Here is a 16,954-nt window from a genome sequence, read left to right as displayed (position 1 = left end):
CAAAATTATGCGCTAAAACAACTGTTTTTGTTAAACAACGGAGCGTTTTAAAAACGCTCCGTTGAATTACTTTTATTAAAACTCAAAATTAAAACTGACCGTAAGCCTTCTTCCGTCTAGCACAACGCCGTAGGTTTCATTGGTCACTACACGGTCTGTAACATTGTATAAACCGGCCATTACTTTCAGCTCATCAGTCATCCAATATTGTGCGCCTATGTCCATCATGGTGTAGCCGGGTGTACCATCACTTAAGCTTGTACGGCTTAAATAGTCAGTGGTTTCACCACGGTAATTTACACGACTCCATAAATTTATTGTGTCACTCGCATCCCAGTTTAAGGTTGCATTAGCCATACTCTTGGGTATTTTATTTAAAGGCTCACCCGCAAAGTCTCCTGATTTTTGCTCAGAGTCAGTAAAAGAGTAGTCAGCTTTAAAGCGAAGGTTGTCGGCAATACGGTAGTTTACAGTCGCTTCTACCCCTTGCATTTCGGCCTCTGAAATATTTTTTTGCGTACTCAAAAATTGATAAGTGTTCCCACTGAATTCACATTGATAGTTTTCAAAATCATTTCTATCAATATTTTCACTAATACAGTAGCGATCTTCTGCTATTTTATCATCAAAATCAGTATGATAAAACGTTAAGCTGGTCGATAGTCCAATTTTAGGATCGTTATAAATAAAACTAACTTCGTAGTTAACGCTAGTTTCTGGATCTAAGTCAGGGTTACCTATTATCAGGGCACGTGAAATGGATGTTCCAGTAGGAGATAGGTTAGGAGATCCGCCCCCACCTGTGCCTCGACCAAAGCCAGCGGTAGCTTGAGATAATGAAGGCTGAGTATACCCTGTAGAAATCCCTCCTTTAACAGTAAAGCGGTTATTTGCATGCCAGTTAGCATAAATCCTAGGTGACCAATGAGAACCAAATTGTTCATCGTTATCGTATCTTAAACCGGTAGTTATGGATAAGTCTTTTATAAAGTTCCATTCAACCTCAGTAAATAAAGCCCCAATCCATCGGTCAACTGTATCACTGGCAATAGCCACGTTAGCATCTAGCAAACCATTCGTTTCGTCAACAAGTTCTTCGGTTTTATATCGTGCGCCCACAGTATAAATATGTTGCTCTGCTGCATAAGTTGCAGATGTATTAAACGTAATTATTTCTTCTTTTTTATCTTCATCTTGCACGCGTTCAGATAAATCTTGCTGAAGATAAGTGTTTGTTGTTAATTTTCCGTAATTTCCCATATGGGTGAGGGAGTACATTTGTTTTTCAAATTCGTACTGTGAGCCTTCTGCATCAATAGCTATTGAGTTACCTGGTGTATGCTCAAAATCAATATTTGATGTATCGTAGGCTAGGCTCATCTTATTTTTATCATCAACGGCCCAGTTAAATTTAACCCCAAATTGGGTTGTATCTGAGTCTGGACGGCTAGCAGTAGCGTCGCCACCGCCAGAGTAATCACTTTCATCTGTATGTTGTATTGAGCCTGTAAGCTCTATGCCTAATACATCTTTAATCAGCGCACCGCCAGCGTAAAAGTCGGTATTGTATTGATCATTACTTACATCATTCATAGATGAAGTATAGCTTGCGGCTAAGCTTGCGGCCCATTGCTGTGGAGCCGTACGAGTAATAATGTTAATCACTCCGCCCATTGCTTCAGAGCCGTAAAGTGATGACATAGGACCACGAATAACTTCCACACGTTCAATCATTGCAAGTGGTGGAATACCTATTTGTTTACCCCCATCTGAGCCATTAGTATTTACTGAACGACCTGCCGAAAGAGGGCGACCATCGACAAGGTATAATGTGTATTGATCATCCATACCACGGATACTAATATCTTGCATATTACCGCCACCAGTTACATATACGCCTGGTATATCGCGAACAGCATCAACAACTGTGGTATAAGATTGTTTACGTAGCTCTTCTTGTAATATGACCGAAATAGATGCAGGAGCATCTATAATTTTCTGCTGATAACCGGTTGCTGTTACAACCATTGTTTCCATTTCATTTGTTTTTTCTGCCGCTGAAGCGCCCATGGCTATAGGGATCAAAATAGTGAGAGGTAACTTTTTACAGGTCAATGGTACTAACTTCGACATTGATCGTTTGGACATTAAAATGTTCTCCTTTACATGTAGGCCTAAATTCAAGAGTGCAAATGATAATACTTATTGTTATCATGTAAAGGAAATTAAATGGAACAATGTGTTGCCAAAGTTGCAACACATGTTGATCGTTAGCTCGTGTAATGGCTAATTTATTAGCATGTAAATTAGCCGTCACTGAGCGTATTAAACGCAGTAGGGATGTTGCAATGCCTCAATTTAAAGAATTACGTAGTTTTGTCTCTGTGGTTAGTTCAGGAAGCTTATCAAATTCGGCAAAAACACTGCAGTTGTCTAAATCAACTATTAGCCGACATCTTAAAAACTTAGAACAAGATGTGGGGAGTATTTTACTTAAAAGAATGTCTAACAGCTTGGTGCCTACAGAGGCGGGGCTGTGTTTTTACGATTATTGTGAGCAAATACTAGGTATAGCGAAAGAAGCTAAACAAGAATTAGATACCTTAGATGAAAAAATACAGGGTGAAGTCGTTATCTATGTTGATACTGGCTTATTAAGAGGATGGCTAGGTGATGTTGTTACTCAGTTTTTAACGCGCTTTCCAGATGTTAGCGTGACTCTTAAAACAGATATAAAAGCTGACTCAAACCAATGGCAAGACAATATTTTGCTTTGTATGGGGCAGTTACCTGAATCCAGCCAACGCCAAGAAAAACTCTGTATTCTTTGGCAGGGGGTATTTGGTAGTAAAGATTACTTTAAGTGTAATGGCTATCCTAACTCACCGGAAGATTTAATAAATACTCACTGGTTACAATTAATTGGCAATAAAAATGAGCAGTTCGTTATGACAAACCAAGGAGGAGAAACATTAAGTGTACGAGTTCCTTCGTCACGAATTCAGTCAGATCAATTGGTGTTACAAGGAGATGCAATAAGCCAAGGACATGGGCTTGGTTTATTACCTCTATGGCAAGCAAACATGCGTCTTAATGCCCACCCCGAATGCTTTGAGCGTTGTTTAAAAGACTGGGTAGGTCATCCTGTTCCTATTTGGTTATGTTATCCTTTTGGCAAATTAGCCAAAAAGCAGCGTGCTTTTATAGAGCATATAAAAAGCAATTTACCGCAGGAATGGGATAATGAGCTTTGCCAAGAAATGTAAATTTTATTTAGTATTACTTAGGCAATTTATTTTAAGTGTTTTAGAAACTGCAACGTAAAAAACCGCTTTTTAATCAATAAAAGTAAATGCTACTCATTATCATTTGATGTGTGACATGCTAGCATATCCTTAATATGTTCATAAATTAAAAAGGAAATATAAATGTACGGCATACTAATAAAAATGTTTTTTATAGCTGGTTGTAGTTTTTTCTCAGTAGCTAGCTTTGCTAATTACCCAATAACAATTAACCAAGGGAATACCCAAGTTGTTATAAAACAAAAGCCTATAAAAGTTGTTGTATACGATTTAGGAGTACTTGATACATTAACAGCACTTGATGTTGATGTCACAGCGGTTGCTAAGGGGGTGTTTCCTGAATATTTAGCTCATTATAACTCCCCAAACAAAGCAGCAGCGGGTAGCTTATTTAAGCCAGACTTTGAGGCACTTCATAAAATTAAACCTGATTTAATTATAGTCGGACCACGCAGCCGTAGAGCATTAGATAAATTAACTGCAATTGCACCTACCATCGATTTAACATTAAGTTCCGATGATTTTGTCTCTAATATTAAAAGAAATATTATATTACTGGGTGATGTTTTTGAAAAACAACAGCAAGCAAAGTTATTGTGGAACAATCTAAATAATAAAATTAATGCTTTACAGGCTAAAGCAATGGGTAAAGGGCCAGGGCTTGTTTTATTTACTGTAAAAGATATGTTTATTGCGCACTTACCTGGAGACAGATTTGGTATGGTGTATGAACTACTTGGTATAAAAAGCCCAAATAAAATTAATAAACCGCAGCTAAAAGATAACGATAAAAGCCAAACTAAAGTGCAAAAAGCCAAACAAGCTGCAGTATTAACAAAGGATTATATGGCAACAAAACCAAATTGGCTGTTTATACTCGACAGAGGTTTAGCAACTGGTGGGCAAAGCAATATTGAGCAAGCTTTAGCAAAAGCACCGTTTATAGAAAACTCTCAAGCGTGGCAACAAAAACATGTTTACTACTTAAACCCAACGCAATGGTATGTAATAACAGGCGGCTATGCGAGTGTTCTTAATACCGTTAACGAGTTAAATACTATTTGGTAAACATTTTTATTAAAGGTGAGCTGATTATGAATATTTGCTCACCAATTCACTTTAGTTAGATACAAAACTGATAGCGAAAAATTGAAATGAGCGGCATATCTGGTGCTCATAAATAGAATTTAGCTCAGAACTTTTAAAATCTGCAATACATAGCTAACTCCACTTGTACTGGTCAACCCACACTAAACATTTAGAGCTGAGAATTTTTAAACTCCACAGGTAATAATTAATTATTTACTTAATGTAGCCCAATCCCATGGTTTAGAACCTGAATTTGGCTGTCGAAACGGTAGCTGCGGCAGTTGCGCCGTAAGAATAAATGCAGGCGCTGTGGTTTATCGCAATAACGTAAGTTACCCAGCAGAAACAGGCCAGGCGCTTATTTGCTGCGCCGTACCTGCTAAAGGCATTGAGGAGCTTGATTTAGAGCTGTAGTTTTTTTCAAAATATAAATCTTCAGCTTTTATCATTGTAGGGCAATAAAGGCTCACTATTGATACAAAATAAACGTGTGATTGCAGTACATTCTTGCCTCTAACGAATACTATAACTTCTTAACTTTTTCGGGGTATCAACAATGATTACACCATGTAGTCTATGGTTTTTCTGTTTGTGTGTAATGTATGCATTACCAGTGTATTTAGCTTCTAATTTCGGATTTTCTAGCAAGGTTTGCACGTATTCATCTAGGCTCCTTATTTGCCTGTCTGCAGAGTTTTTAGCAGTAAAATAGTTCGATAGTTTAGTTGTCTACTCTTTATGTATTTCGTAAAGATTTTCATTCCGCGCTAGAACAAGATATGTTCTTAGTTTAGATGACACATCATTAAACACTGATTCTGAAACAGGTAAAGTAATTGCTTGATTTAGTTTGGTATCAAGTTTAAATTCATTTTTATCGCAGTTCACAACTAACTGATTAAATGTATAAGAAATAATTTTGAGGAAGTCACTATCAGATATACCTGAAAAATGTTGTTTTAAAATTAACGTTAATCGCTGTGCTTTTCTTGAGTGCATGCACGGCGGTAGTACAAGATGATTTTAGTAAACTGAGCACAGAGTCATCTAATCAAAAAATAGCAGTTAATCAGCTTGGTTATTTAGTTAATAGCGAAAAAATAGCAATAGTGCCAAATGTAACCGCGACTACTTATGATTTAGTGGATGTAAATACTAATAAAATAATACGTAGCGGCCAGTTATCACACGCTAAAATGTGGGACAACTCAGGAAATGACACCTTTAAACGCGCTGAATTTACAGATATTGTAACACCAGGAGATTACCTTTTACGTGTAAAAGGAGTGAGAGATTCTGCCGTATTCTCAATTAATAATCATGTATATGACTCGATTCATACAGCGGCGTTAAAATACTATTACTTAAATCGTTCAAGTATTGTAATAGAGAAAAAGTATGCAGGTATTTATGCGCGGCCTTTAGGGCATAAAGACGACGACGTGCTTTATCACTCATCAGCAGAGCAAGGCGATGACTTTAAAGCGAAAGAGGTGCAATCTCAAAAAGGCTGGTACGATGCGGGCGATTATGGTAAGTATGTTGTTAATTCTGGTATTACCACGTACACATTACTTGCGGCGTTTGAGCACTACCCTGAAGTGTATCAAAAGCAAATATTAAACATCCCTGAATCGTCAGATGACGTCCCCGATATTATAAACGAAGCACTATGGAACCTTGAATGGCTGATCACTATGCAAAGCGATGATGGGGGTGTTTATCATAAACTCACAACGCGTGAATGGCCAGGCTATGAAATGCCGCATGAAGATAAAAGAGCGCGCTACATGATAGGAAAAAGCACAGCGGCTAGCCTTGATTTTGCCGCGACGTTATCGGTGGCCAGTAGAGTACTTGCTCCCTATTATCCCAATAAAAGTAAGCAATATTTAGCGGCTGCAATTAACGCATGGAAGTACTCGCTTGAAAATCAAACCCAATATTATGAGCAACCTGATGATATTAAAAGTGGAGAGTATGGTGATAATCAGCTAAAAGATGAGTTTGCTTGGGCCGCTGCAGAGTTATTTATAACAACTAGAGATAAAGGTTTTTATAATACTTACAAAGAGATAAATATTCATTATTCAGCTCCTTCATGGAGAAATGTATCGTATCTTTCTTTAAGCAGTTTACTGTTTAAGGCAAAAGATTTATTGAGTGAACAAGAATACGAAGATCTTAAAATAAAGCAAAAACACTTAGCTGATGTGTATTTAAAACAACATAAAAATAGCCCATATATTGTTGCGATGGAAAAGTCTGACTTTGTGTGGGGAAGTAATTCAGCAGCGTTAAATAAAGCAATAGTTTTGCTACAAGCCGCTGAGTTAAATAATAATTCGCAGTACTTAAAGGCTGCGCAAGGGCTTGTTGATTACATTTTAGGACGCAACCCAACAGGGTATTCGTTTGTTACTGGTTTTGGTGATAAAACACCACAACACCCGCATCATCGAATTTCACAAAGTGATGGCATTACAGCTCCAGTACCAGGTATGTTAGTTGGCGGTCCCCAAGCTGGGCAGCAGGATGAGTGTAACTATGATTCCAACGAACCTGCAAAATCATACAGCGATAGCTGGTGTAGTTACTCAACGAACGAAGTGGCAATTAATTGGAATGCGCCTCTTGTATATGTGCTAGGAGCGTTTGTTAGCCGGGATACTTACTTGAATCTTTTTATTATAGTTATAAATCACTGGTATAAAGCTTTAGCTTACCAGTTGTGTTCAATAGTATGCGGTGTGTTTCCTTACTTTACGCTAGTAGAAGTAGAGCAGATAGCCTAGAGCTGTCATTCCCTGTTGTGCTGTATTTATACATTGCCATTCAATCTTATAATTTGACTTGTAATTATCAGGGGTAGGGGTCTAATTTTGAGGTGGATTAAAGAGCTAAAAATGTGCTTTGGGCGCTTGGGCACAAGTTTGGGCACAAATCGATAAAAACTGGAATTTTTAAGATGATCTTTTGAGGCTTGGCTCTCATTATTTTAAAACTTTGAATACAAAATAATAAAAAACTAAGAATTTAATTTTCAACAAAAAATCAAACGAGTAGATTGAATAGGGTTTTTTAACTGTTTGAAATATAGAGTTTAATTGGTACGACCGAGTGGATTCGAACCACCGACCTCTACCATGTCAAGGTAGCGCTCTAACCAGCTGAGCTACGGTCGTACAATTTTTTTAGGGTTCTTAAATTTTGGTACGACTGAGTGGATTCGAACCACCGACCCCTACCATGTCAAGGTAGTGCTCTAACCAGCTGAGCTACAGTCGTATTACTTTATTTAAGTAAGTGTTAATTGCTTAACAACGGCGGCTAATATATAGCGTGGCGGTTGGTGAATCAAGCAAGTTTGTTGTTTTTGAGTTTATTTGCCGTTTTTTTATTCATATTGGGCTTATTTCACACGTTTTATAAAAACCTTGCCACCAAACCACATGTTTTTTAGCTGAGCTTTTAAGTAAGTTCAGTAAGTTACTTGTCGAGCCCGTTTTTACTAAGTTATTAATTTGAGGGCTTGAGATACTTTCGTTAAACCAAAGCTCGTTATAAAGTGGTTGCAGTACCTCTAGATAACCAGTTAATTGCGCTTGATAGGGCTGAATTTCTTTTAGGTAAAACTTTTGAAATACGTTGCTTATGATTTTTGCGTTTTTATTATTTTTATCCTCTGGGCACAGCGTATTAAAGTTTAGTGTTTGTACAAACTGTGTGGCGTTGTTATTTAACACGACCTGCATACGGACTGATTGAATGAGTGCTTGGTTAAATTGAAATTTATTAAGCTGCTCGAGTGCGCTAAAAATAGAATCGCTATTAATTGTACTAAACTCTTTAGCTTTAATTTGCTGCTTAATGAGTACAAGTTGCTTTAGCGCAAATACGGTATCGCTAAAACCAGCGGGTTCAGTAGTGAGCTCGTTTGAGGTGAGTTGCCAGGTACGATTTAACTCAGGTTCTCTAAATAACATGGTATTAAAAAAGTACATTAGGTGTGTTTCTTTATAGTTTTTGGCTGCGAGTATTTTTGTGTAACTAGGGCTATTTTTATCAAGCGTATTTAAGCAAACCTGCGTACTTTTAATAAAGTTTATTTGATACTTTAATTGCCCAGCAGCGCTGGCTGTTTTTCCTAATTGGTTATTGTGCTCACTTATAAGCACGTTAAGCTTACATTGGCTAATGCCTGCAAGCTCCACAATACTCAGTGTTAAGTCACTTTGTGCTATTGGGGGAGGCTGCAGTAAAGGGAGTTGCTTGAGCGGCTTAGGCTGTGTTGGGCTTGCATTAACTGTGCTACTTAAGCGTTCAATATAAGTAGCGTTTACAGTACTTTGTGGTTTGTTGCAGCCTGTAAGCATTAAAAAACACATTACCAACAAAGCAGCTGGTAATGATTTAAGGCTGATCTTATTAGTTTTGATTGAGTGAATCACTGTTAGCAAATTCATATTTTAGACGCTTTCTTACTGTTAGCATTAATAAAATAGCAGCGACACTAAGGCCTACTATTATTCCAACCCAAAAGCCATGCGGCCCCATAGCTGGCACAATTATGTCTGTTCTTGCTAATACGTAACCTAAACAAAAACCGATTAACCAATACGATATAAACGTAATATACGATATAGGCGTGGTGTATTTTAACCCACGAAGCATGCCATTTGCAGCAACCTGTAATGCATCGGGTAACTGGTAGACACACGCTAGTATCATAATTGATGAAGCCAGAGCCATTACAGCGGGGCTGTCGGTATAAAGTTGGCTAATTAAATCACGACCTGTAAAAGTCATAAGTGCCAAAAATAGTGCAATTACAATAGCTAATATGTAACTAGTCGATACGGCAACTTTTAACTGCTGTAAATTATTTTGACCATATAGATTACCAATACGAATACTTATAGCGATAGAGAGGCTCAGCGGCATCATAAAAAGCAATGTAGTTACACTCGCTGCTATTTGATGCCCCGACACAGCCACTGCACCTAAATGCGCAATAAATAGCGGTATACACGCAAATAAAGTGACTTCAAAAAAGGTGGCTAGTGAAATTGGTATACCTAGCTTAGTAATAATACCAATGGTAGTGAAATTAGGTTTTCCGAATGATGAAAGCAGGCCTTTAGCATCTACCTTTTTACTCATTTGGCAGTAAGTAACTTGTGCTATTGCCATAACAGTTAAAACAATTGCTGTGGCAATGCCACAGCCTGCGCCGCCATAAGCGGGAAAACCAAATAAGCCATTTATGAAAATATAATTTACTGGAATATTAACGGCTAAACCTAATAGGCTTATGTAAAAGGCGGGTTTGGTCATCCCCATGCCTTCGGTAACGTTTCTGTATACTGTAAAAATTAAAAACCCAAACACACCCCATTTCACAAAATGGATGTAGTCAATGGCAAGGTTTGCAATAGCAGGCGTTGTATCGAGCTTTAAAATAATGGCATCTGCTAAATGGGCAATACCAAAACCTGTAAAGCTTAAAATAGCGGTTAAATAAAGTGATTGTTGAAAATAGTGACTAATGCCTTTGCGGTCATCGCTGCCCGAAAACTGCGCAATAATACCAGTGAGCGCTAATAAAATACCTTGCAGAGCCAGTAATAATGGGTTCCATATCCCTGTTGCAATAGAAAGTGCAGCTAAGTCAGTAGGGCTAACTTGGCCAGCCATAATTGTGTCGACTACCGACATTAAAATAAGTGTAACTTGTGCTAAAAAAACAGGTAAGGCTAGGGAAAGTAAACGCTTGGCTTCCCAATTGCAAAAGGTCATAAAAAAAGCTACTAAATAAAACAGGCGACAATTGTAATCCATTGCGTTTCAAATAAAAATCATAGTAGTGAATGATTTTATGAGTTGATACGTTAAACTAGCACTTTGTAATAATTTTAAGTGATTTTATGTTTACAGGAATAGTGCAAACACAAGCAACAGTGGTCTCTAAAACTCAAACTGATGGTGTGTTACGCTTAGTTGTATCGGTGGGCGATGAGTACGTTAAGCATTTAGATTTAGGCGCAAGCATTGCTATTAATGGCTGTTGTTTAACTGTTGTGCAAGTTGAGCTAAGTAATCATGATGTGGTGGCGCAAGTGCATTTTGATGTGATTGATGAAACGCTAAAGTTAACCAATTTAGGCCTGCTTGAGCTAGGTAGTTTAGTAAATTACGAACGCTCTGTTACGTTTGGTACTGAGCTTGGTGGGCATATAGTGTCTGGGCATATTCATTGTACGTCACAAATCTCTCAAATAGTGAAGCTTGAGAATAACTGCAAAATACAATTAAGCTTGCCAAAAGAGTGGCAAAAGTACGTGTTATATAAAGGCTTTGTTGCTATAAATGGCGCAAGCTTAACCGTAGGCGAAGTTGATGAACAAGGTTTTTGGATACACCTAATTCCGGAAACGCTCGCCATTACAAACATTGGTGCAGCGCAAGTGGGTGACAAGTTTAATATTGAAGTTGATCAGCAAACTTACACTATTGTAAATACGGTAGAGAACTACTTACGCCATCAGGCTTAAGTTAAAATATTTGTTCGTCGTCACTGTCTACGTGTAGCTCCAATTTATTGTTAGCATGGTCTATATGCATATTTAAATGAATTGGGTTACAGCAGGCAGTGCAATCTTCTATATAGTCTTGATCGCCGCTGCTTGCGTCTAGGTCTAGATGTATGTGGTGACCGCAGTGTGGGCACGTTATTCGTTGTGATAAAAAATCTTTCATAATCACTCCAGTTATAAATAATTAAGTTAGGTTCAACTTAATCGCTTACAGATGAACCCCTACTTACTCATTAAATATAGTGTTGAAATGCAGCTTATGACACTTATTTTATACCTTCAAATACCAGCTTTTCTATATGTTGTTTAGCTTCAGTAAGATAGTGACCTGCAAAGATATTGGCGTGATTTAAAATGGGGTATAGCTGATATATTAACTTACGTTTTTCGTAATTTTGAGAAAGCGGGTAGTGCGCGTTATAGGCGCTATAAAAGTCTTTAGGCAGGGGGGCAAATAGTTCGCTCATTGCAATATCTACTTCCCGATCACCATAATAACAAGCCGGGTTAAATATTGTTGGTTCTGCTTTTAAAAAGCCCATATTTCCACGCCAAAAATCGCCATGCAGTAATGAAGGTTGTACTTGATGGCTATGTAGTTGCTCTTTTACGGTATTAATTAAGCGTTCGGACTCAATAAAGTTAATGCCTTTTTCAGCGAGTAGCTGTAATTGCCACCCTATACGTTCTTCGGCGTAAAATACATCCCACTTTTTGTGCCAGCGGTTTGGCTGTGTGGTTGTGGCTAGGTAATTGTCAACATCAAAACCAAACATAGCTTGGTCATGTTTTTGATGCATTTTAGCGAGGTTGCGTCCCATATTGGTCCACGTGTCGTGGGGTTGTTTATCTAAAACAAGCCATTGTAAAACAATAAACGAAAACTCTATATTTGCACCAGTTGTAATACATTCAGGTACTTTAAAGTTACTATTTTGCGTCAAAAGCTTTAAGCCAATAAATTCACTTTCTAAACGCTCGAGCTCACTTTTTAGTGCTATTTTAACGAAGTAGTTATGCGTACCATTGGTAATATGAAATAGTTTGTCGGTGTTTGTACTTTGTAATTGGCGTTTGTAGGTGTGCTTAAAGTCAAAATTAATGGCTTGGCTGATGTGCTCATTTACTGTTTTCCACATAACAATTGCTCGCCTTTTAAACAGATACTTAAACTATGGCAAAAAGGTATTAATTTAACAATCTAAACGTTGTAAAATTAACGGCTATATTGAATAAAATTACACTTACTGTAGTGGAGTTAAAATGAACAAAAGTTTAATAACCAATTTGCTAGCGGGTTTATGTGTTGTTGTAGGTTTTATGTTTAACCAAGCAATTGTGTTGTCTGTTGGTTTATTTGCACTTTCTGGCGCGGTAACTAATTTATTAGCTATTCATATGTTATTCGAAAAAGTCCCGTTTTTATATGGTTCAGGTGTTATAGCGCTTAAGTTTGAAAGCTTTAAAGTCGCTATACGAAACTTAATATTAACGGAGTTTTTTTCAGAGCAAAAAATTAATAATTTACTCAATAAAGCACAGCCCAATATCGACTTTGAGCCAATAATTAGCAATGTTGATTTAAACCCTGCATTCGACAATTTGTTAGAGGTAATAGAGCAGTCTCAGTTTGGTAGTATGCTAGGAATGTTTGGCGGTACAGCGGCAATAGAGCCGATGCGTGAAAAGTTTATTGAAAAAATGCAGTTGTCGCTTAGTGAGATTTCTCAAACTGACGACTTTAAAGCATTAGTAAGCCAAACACTTTCACAAGGTAATAGCGCAGAAAGCCTACATAAAACGGTGCTTAAACTAGTTGATGAGCGCTTAGATGAGCTTACTCCTAAAATGGTTAAAGAGATTATTCAGACCATGATCCGCGAGCACCTAGGTTGGCTTGTAGTATGGGGCGGTGTGTTTGGTGGTTTATTTGGTTTAATAGCGGCCGTTATTTAAATCTAGCGACTAATAAAAAACATAATCATTCTATTGCATTAAATAGTGTACTTACTGCGTTAAAAATTATTTGTATAGAATAACTACACGTTGTTATTTGTGCCTGTTATTGCACTATTTTCTTAGCAAAATAATAGAGCACTAATTTAATGCAATTGGTATAACTTATTTTTTCAGGCTGTTATTATCGCCCCCATAATTTAGTCGTGTTTTTTTAGGAGCAACGGTGAGCAAAACGTTAGCCAGTTATTATCAGCAAGCATACGCGTGCGATCAGCAGCATTTTAATCAGTGTTTTTATTGTGGCTGTGAAGCGACAGAGCGCGATCATTGTCCGCCACTGCATATGCTACAAAGTATTGTTGATTTAGGTGAAGAGGCTGACTTTATCTCTATCCCTGCGTGTTATGAGTGCCATGCACTTTTACATAACGAAAGACTGATGACGATTGATGAGCGCTTTACCAAGCTTAAAAAAAAGCTCTCAAATAAATATGCTAAACCATTGCGCGTTTATAACATGTGGGAAGAAAGCGAACTTGGCGACATGAGCGACGAGTTTGCCCATAGTATTCAAGCGGGTATGAAATTAGGCAAAGAAGCCGCTGAGCGTTTAGCCTTTACGGGTTTTAGCTATGCCACAGAAGATGCCAAAGTAGCCGTGCGCGAAAAAACAAAAGAGTTTGATGTAGAAGGCATGATATTTACCGACTTTAAAGAGGCGCTTAATTACTGCATTAACGATTTAAATGTTCAAAAAAGCGACTTTTATAAAATTTTGGTTGAAGACTATCAAGGCGATTTTAATAAAGCATTGAGCCAGTATCGTCATCGTCATGACAAAGTTACTGCGGCTAAAGATGGTAATACACTTATTAAAGATTTTTCAAAGCTACATAAGCAAAACTCTGATTTTGTAACGCGTACGGTTAAGCACTTTATTAGTAAAGATCCCTCGCTTACCACCGAAGGTGCGCTTGAAAAGCTGTATAACAATTATATAAAGAAATAATTACAGAAATTCATCTTAATTAACTGCGTTTTCACCTGTTTTTTTGGCTTTATCCTTTAGGTTTCGCTAAAGTAGCAAAAAAACAGGAGATCCAAACAACATGCAAAAATTTGCACCTTCTTTATTAGCGGTTGGCTTAGCTGCTGCACTTGTAGGCTGCCAAGAAAACGGCCCACAAGACGATAAAATAACAATTAACAAAAATCCTTACCCAAGTACTTATCAGCCAATTTCTACATCAAGCACTCTTATTACAAATGCAACAGTACTTACAGGTACTGGTGAGCGTTTAGATGAGGCTGATGTATTACTTGTTGATGGTAAAGTACAACAAGTCGGTAAAGACTTAACAGCCACTGCTGATATTACAATTGATGCACAAGGGAAATGGGTAACACCGGGTATTATTGACGTACATTCACATTTAGGCGCATACCCAAGTCCGTCGGTCGAGTCGCATCAAGATGGTAACGAAATGACCAGCCCTAACACTGCAGAAGTGTGGGTTGAGCATTCTGTTTGGCCACAAGACCCAGGCTTTAATCGTGCACGCGAAGGCGGCATTACTTCTCTACAAATTTTACCAGGCTCAGCTAACTTATTTGGTGGACGCGGCGTTACGCTTAAAAACGTACCAGCACACACTATGCAAGGGATGAAATTTCCAGAGGCGCCGTATGGTTTAAAAATGGCGTGTGGTGAAAACCCTAAACGTGTTTATGGTCGTCAAGGTGTATTGCCTTCAACCCGTATGGGTAATATGGCTGGTTACCGTATGGCGTGGGCTGAAGCCGCTGAGTACAAACGTGCATGGGATAAGTACGATGCTGATTACGCGGCAGGTTTAAACCCAGAAGCACCAGTACGTGATATTAAACACGATACGCTTCGCGGTGTGCTTGAAGGCGAAGTACGTATTCATAATCATTGTTATAAAGCTGAAGAAATGGCAATGATGATTGACCTGTCAAAAGAATTTGGTTACCACGCGGGTACTTTTCACCACGGTGTAGAAGCATATAAAATTGCTGACTTACTTGCGCAAAATGGTTCGTGTGCTGCACTTTGGCCAGACTGGTGGGGCTTTAAAATGGAAGCCTACGACATGGTTCAAGAAAATGTGGCTATTGTTGATGCGGTTAAAAACTCGTGTGCAGTTGTTCACTCAGATTCAGATACTACTATTCAGCGTTTAAACCAAGAAGCGGGCAAGGTTATGTACCGAGCTAACGAAAATGGTTTTGATATTTCTGAGCAACACGCTATTAAATGGATCACGTCTAACGCTGCTAAATCGTTAGGTATTGATGACAAAACAGGTTCACTAGAAGCGGGTAAGCAGGGCGATGTTGTTATTTGGAATCAAAGCCCATTTAGTGTCTATGCTAAAGCTGAACAAGTGTTTGTTGATGGTGCAAAGGTTTACGATAGAAACGACAGCGCGTACCAAGCAACAAGTGATTTTATGTTAGGTCAACAATAAGGAGCACCCAGAATGAAAAATTTATCACGTTCGTTTTCGCTTTCTCTGGTTGCTGCAGGATTATTAGCATCTGGTGCTGTAAGCGCACAATCGCTAGCAATTATTAATGCAACATTGCATACGTCTTCTGATCAAGGTGTATTAGAAGCGGCAAGCATTGTAATGACAGATGGTAAAATCACAGCGATTAACCCAGCTGAAATTAAAGTAGATCAAATTATTGATGCAAAGGGGCAAATTGTAACCCCTGGCTTTATAGCAAGTATTAATCAACTTGGTTTGGTTGAAGTAAGTGCAGTTGCAGGCTCTCGCGATGCAGGTGAAGAAAAAGCTGGTATTGATTTTGATGTAAGCCTTGCTTACAACGCACATTCAAGCTTAATTCCTTACGCTCGTAAAGGCGGCGTAACACGCGATGTAATTACTCCTCATGGCGGCGATAGCATTTTTTCAGGCCTTGCGAGTGTTGTTGATTTAAGTGGTAGTTTTGACAGCGACATGCAAAAACAAGCGGCTTTAATTGTTTACTTAGGTGAGCGTAGTAAAGGCTCACGTGCTTTTACTTTGCAAACACTGATTAATAAGCTTGATGAGCACAAAACTAAAGCCGGTAAAAAAGCGAAAAAAGATGACGACAAGCCAAGTACTGAAGATAAAGTAATGGCTAAAGTACTCAGTGGTGAAATGCCATTAGTGGTTGGCGTTTCGCGTGCGGCTGATATTATTGAGCTAATTAAAGTAAAAGAGCAATTTGGCATTAATTTAGTACTTAACGGCGCACAAGACGCTGTTGTAGTAAAAGAGCGCGTTGCTAAAGCAAATATTCCAGTGATTATTAGTGCAATGGATAGCTTACCAGGAAGCTTTGATTCGCTTCATGCAAGTTTAGATAATGCAAGTGTGCTTGAAAAAGCAGGCGTTAAAGTATTATTAACGGTAGGTGGTGATGCAAGTCACAATATTTATCAGCTGCGTTTTGATGCTGGTAATGCTGTGTCGTACGGTATGAGCCAAGAAGGTGCGTTAAAAGCGGTTACATCAAACGTTGCTGATGTATTTGGCATTAATGCAGGTAGCCTTGAAGTTGGCAAAGCTGCTGATGTAGTAATATGGAGTAATGACCCGTTTGAGCTAAGCAGCCATGTGAGCAAAATGTTTATTAATGGCGTTGAGGTTTCTACACAATCTCGTCAAGATAAACTGCGTGACCGTTATACAACAGATTCAAAAATGCCACGGGCTTATACTAAGTAATCAGAGTTTAAATAACTTAAATAGTTTTGGTTAATCAAAAAGGTCGCTATCTAATGATAGCGGCCTTTTTTTGTAAAGTTTAGACATAAAAAAGCCGCTTACTTTTACAAGTAAGCGGCTTTTAAATTTAAACTAATATTGTAACTATTCACCAAGACAAATTATTTTCTAAGGATCTTTTTTAGCTATTGACTGATCCTGCCAGTATGCCAAGCTAGAGCTATTACCCTATCGCTCTAGCTTTAATGAATTTAAACAG

General features: G+C 38.2%; 14 protein-coding genes and 2 tRNA genes. 9 read left to right on the top strand and 7 right to left on the bottom strand.

Annotated features, from left to right (window positions below; all coding sequences use genetic code 11):
• Nucleotides 1-75: 75 nt before the first annotated feature.
• Complete coding sequence (locus I6F10_RS14940) at nucleotides 76-2,148, bottom strand: TonB-dependent receptor domain-containing protein (protein ID WP_231619975.1); 2,073 nt, start codon at nucleotides 2,146-2,148, stop codon at nucleotides 76-78.
• 134 nt (nucleotides 2,149-2,282) lie between these two features.
• Here I6F10_RS14940 and I6F10_RS14935 point away from each other — a divergent pair, with 134 nt between their 5' ends.
• From I6F10_RS14935 to I6F10_RS14920, 4 genes are all read left to right on the top strand, one after another.
• A complete protein-coding gene (locus I6F10_RS14935) occupies nucleotides 2,283-3,266 on the top strand; it encodes a LysR family transcriptional regulator (RefSeq protein ID WP_165743799.1) in 984 nt (327 codons plus the stop codon).
• A gap of 162 nt (nucleotides 3,267-3,428) precedes the next feature.
• On the top strand, nucleotides 3,429-4,373 hold the full coding sequence (locus I6F10_RS14930; protein ID WP_165743798.1) for a siderophore ABC transporter substrate-binding protein: 945 nt from the start codon (nucleotides 3,429-3,431) through the stop codon (nucleotides 4,371-4,373).
• A 222-nt stretch (nucleotides 4,374-4,595) separates the two neighbouring features.
• Nucleotides 4,596-4,808 carry a 2Fe-2S iron-sulfur cluster-binding protein gene (locus I6F10_RS14925; RefSeq protein WP_165743819.1) on the top strand — a complete coding sequence of 71 codons (213 nt, stop codon included), beginning with the start codon at nucleotides 4,596-4,598 and terminating at the stop codon, nucleotides 4,806-4,808.
• Between the two features lie 566 nt (nucleotides 4,809-5,374).
• The gene (locus tag I6F10_RS14920) at nucleotides 5,375-7,189 is read left to right on the top strand and encodes a glycoside hydrolase family 9 protein (RefSeq protein WP_331461831.1); all 1,815 of its coding nucleotides are present in this window, start codon (nucleotides 5,375-5,377) and stop codon (nucleotides 7,187-7,189) included.
• Nucleotides 7,190-7,502: 313 nt separating this feature from the next.
• On the opposite strand, the gene I6F10_RS14915 is transcribed toward I6F10_RS14920, so the two are convergent.
• From I6F10_RS14915 to I6F10_RS14900, 4 genes are all read right to left on the bottom strand, one after another.
• Nucleotides 7,503-7,579: transfer RNA gene (locus I6F10_RS14915), tRNA-Val, on the bottom strand.
• A gap of 26 nt (nucleotides 7,580-7,605) precedes the next feature.
• Nucleotides 7,606-7,682 (bottom strand) — tRNA-Val (locus I6F10_RS14910).
• 113 nt (nucleotides 7,683-7,795) lie between these two features.
• Nucleotides 7,796-8,860, bottom strand: a complete 1,065-nt coding sequence (locus I6F10_RS14905; RefSeq protein ID WP_165743797.1) for a DUF3080 family protein — start codon at nucleotides 8,858-8,860, stop codon at nucleotides 7,796-7,798.
• The gene (locus I6F10_RS14900; protein WP_165743796.1) at nucleotides 8,823-10,193 is read right to left on the bottom strand and encodes an MATE family efflux transporter; all 1,371 of its coding nucleotides are present in this window, start codon (nucleotides 10,191-10,193) and stop codon (nucleotides 8,823-8,825) included. The genes I6F10_RS14905 and I6F10_RS14900 overlap by 38 nt, the downstream gene beginning before the upstream one ends.
• A 128-nt stretch (nucleotides 10,194-10,321) precedes the next feature.
• Between I6F10_RS14900 and I6F10_RS14895 the strand changes: the two genes are divergently transcribed.
• Nucleotides 10,322-10,948: a riboflavin synthase subunit alpha gene (locus tag I6F10_RS14895; RefSeq protein WP_165743795.1), complete on the top strand. Its 627-nt coding sequence runs from the start codon at nucleotides 10,322-10,324 to the stop codon at nucleotides 10,946-10,948.
• Between the two features lies 1 nt (nucleotide 10,949).
• On the opposite strand, the gene I6F10_RS14890 is transcribed toward I6F10_RS14895, so the two are convergent.
• Together I6F10_RS14890 and I6F10_RS14885 are read right to left on the bottom strand one after the other, a co-directional pair.
• Nucleotides 10,950-11,153, bottom strand: a complete 204-nt coding sequence (locus tag I6F10_RS14890) for a CPXCG motif-containing cysteine-rich protein (RefSeq protein ID WP_002962509.1) — start codon at nucleotides 11,151-11,153, stop codon at nucleotides 10,950-10,952.
• A gap of 103 nt (nucleotides 11,154-11,256) precedes the next feature.
• Nucleotides 11,257-12,129 carry a fructosamine kinase family protein gene (locus tag I6F10_RS14885; protein WP_165743794.1) on the bottom strand — a complete coding sequence of 291 codons (873 nt, stop codon included), beginning with the start codon at nucleotides 12,127-12,129 and terminating at the stop codon, nucleotides 11,257-11,259.
• 124 nt (nucleotides 12,130-12,253) lie between these two features.
• Between I6F10_RS14885 and I6F10_RS14880 the strand changes: the two genes are divergently transcribed.
• The 4 genes from I6F10_RS14880 to I6F10_RS14865 all read left to right on the top strand — a co-directional run bounded on the left by I6F10_RS14880 (nucleotide 12,254) and on the right by I6F10_RS14865 (nucleotide 16,695).
• Nucleotides 12,254-12,946: a hypothetical protein gene (locus I6F10_RS14880; RefSeq protein ID WP_024603971.1), complete on the top strand. Its 693-nt coding sequence runs from the start codon at nucleotides 12,254-12,256 to the stop codon at nucleotides 12,944-12,946.
• Nucleotides 12,947-13,172: 226 nt separating this feature from the next.
• Entirely contained in the window at nucleotides 13,173-13,958 is a 786-nt protein-coding gene (locus tag I6F10_RS14875) for a hypothetical protein (RefSeq protein ID WP_002962505.1), read from the top strand.
• A gap of 100 nt (nucleotides 13,959-14,058) precedes the next feature.
• Entirely contained in the window at nucleotides 14,059-15,441 is a 1,383-nt protein-coding gene (locus I6F10_RS14870; protein ID WP_165743793.1) for an amidohydrolase, read from the top strand.
• 12 nt (nucleotides 15,442-15,453) lie between these two features.
• Nucleotides 15,454-16,695, top strand: a complete 1,242-nt coding sequence (locus I6F10_RS14865) for an amidohydrolase family protein (RefSeq protein WP_165743792.1) — start codon at nucleotides 15,454-15,456, stop codon at nucleotides 16,693-16,695.
• The last annotated feature ends 259 nt before the right edge of the window (nucleotides 16,696-16,954 follow it).

Source organism: Pseudoalteromonas sp. SWYJZ98, from assembly GCF_015864495.1.
Classification (GTDB): Bacteria; Pseudomonadota; Gammaproteobacteria; order Enterobacterales; family Alteromonadaceae; genus Pseudoalteromonas; species Pseudoalteromonas distincta.
Note: the sequence above shows the minus strand (reverse complement) of the source record. Positions and strands in the feature narration are given on the sequence as shown.

Coding starts and splice junctions, on each gene's coding strand:
- I6F10_RS14940 (WP_231619975.1), bottom strand. CDS start 2,148: ATGTCCAAACGATCAATGTCGAAGTTAGTACCATTGACCTGTAAAAAG.
- I6F10_RS14935 (WP_165743799.1), top strand. CDS start 2,283: ATGGCTAATTTATTAGCATGTAAATTAGCCGTCACTGAGCGTATTAAA.
- I6F10_RS14930 (WP_165743798.1), top strand. CDS start 3,429: ATGTACGGCATACTAATAAAAATGTTTTTTATAGCTGGTTGTAGTTTT.
- I6F10_RS14905 (WP_165743797.1), bottom strand. CDS start 8,860: ATGAATTTGCTAACAGTGATTCACTCAATCAAAACTAATAAGATCAGC.
- I6F10_RS14900 (WP_165743796.1), bottom strand. CDS start 10,193: ATGACCTTTTGCAATTGGGAAGCCAAGCGTTTACTTTCCCTAGCCTTA.
- I6F10_RS14895 (WP_165743795.1), top strand. CDS start 10,322: ATGTTTACAGGAATAGTGCAAACACAAGCAACAGTGGTCTCTAAAACT.
- I6F10_RS14890 (WP_002962509.1), bottom strand. CDS start 11,153: ATGAAAGATTTTTTATCACAACGAATAACGTGCCCACACTGCGGTCAC.
- I6F10_RS14885 (WP_165743794.1), bottom strand. CDS start 12,129: ATGTGGAAAACAGTAAATGAGCACATCAGCCAAGCCATTAATTTTGAC.
- I6F10_RS14880 (WP_024603971.1), top strand. CDS start 12,254: ATGAACAAAAGTTTAATAACCAATTTGCTAGCGGGTTTATGTGTTGTT.
- I6F10_RS14870 (WP_165743793.1), top strand. CDS start 14,059: ATGCAAAAATTTGCACCTTCTTTATTAGCGGTTGGCTTAGCTGCTGCA.
- I6F10_RS14865 (WP_165743792.1), top strand. CDS start 15,454: ATGAAAAATTTATCACGTTCGTTTTCGCTTTCTCTGGTTGCTGCAGGA.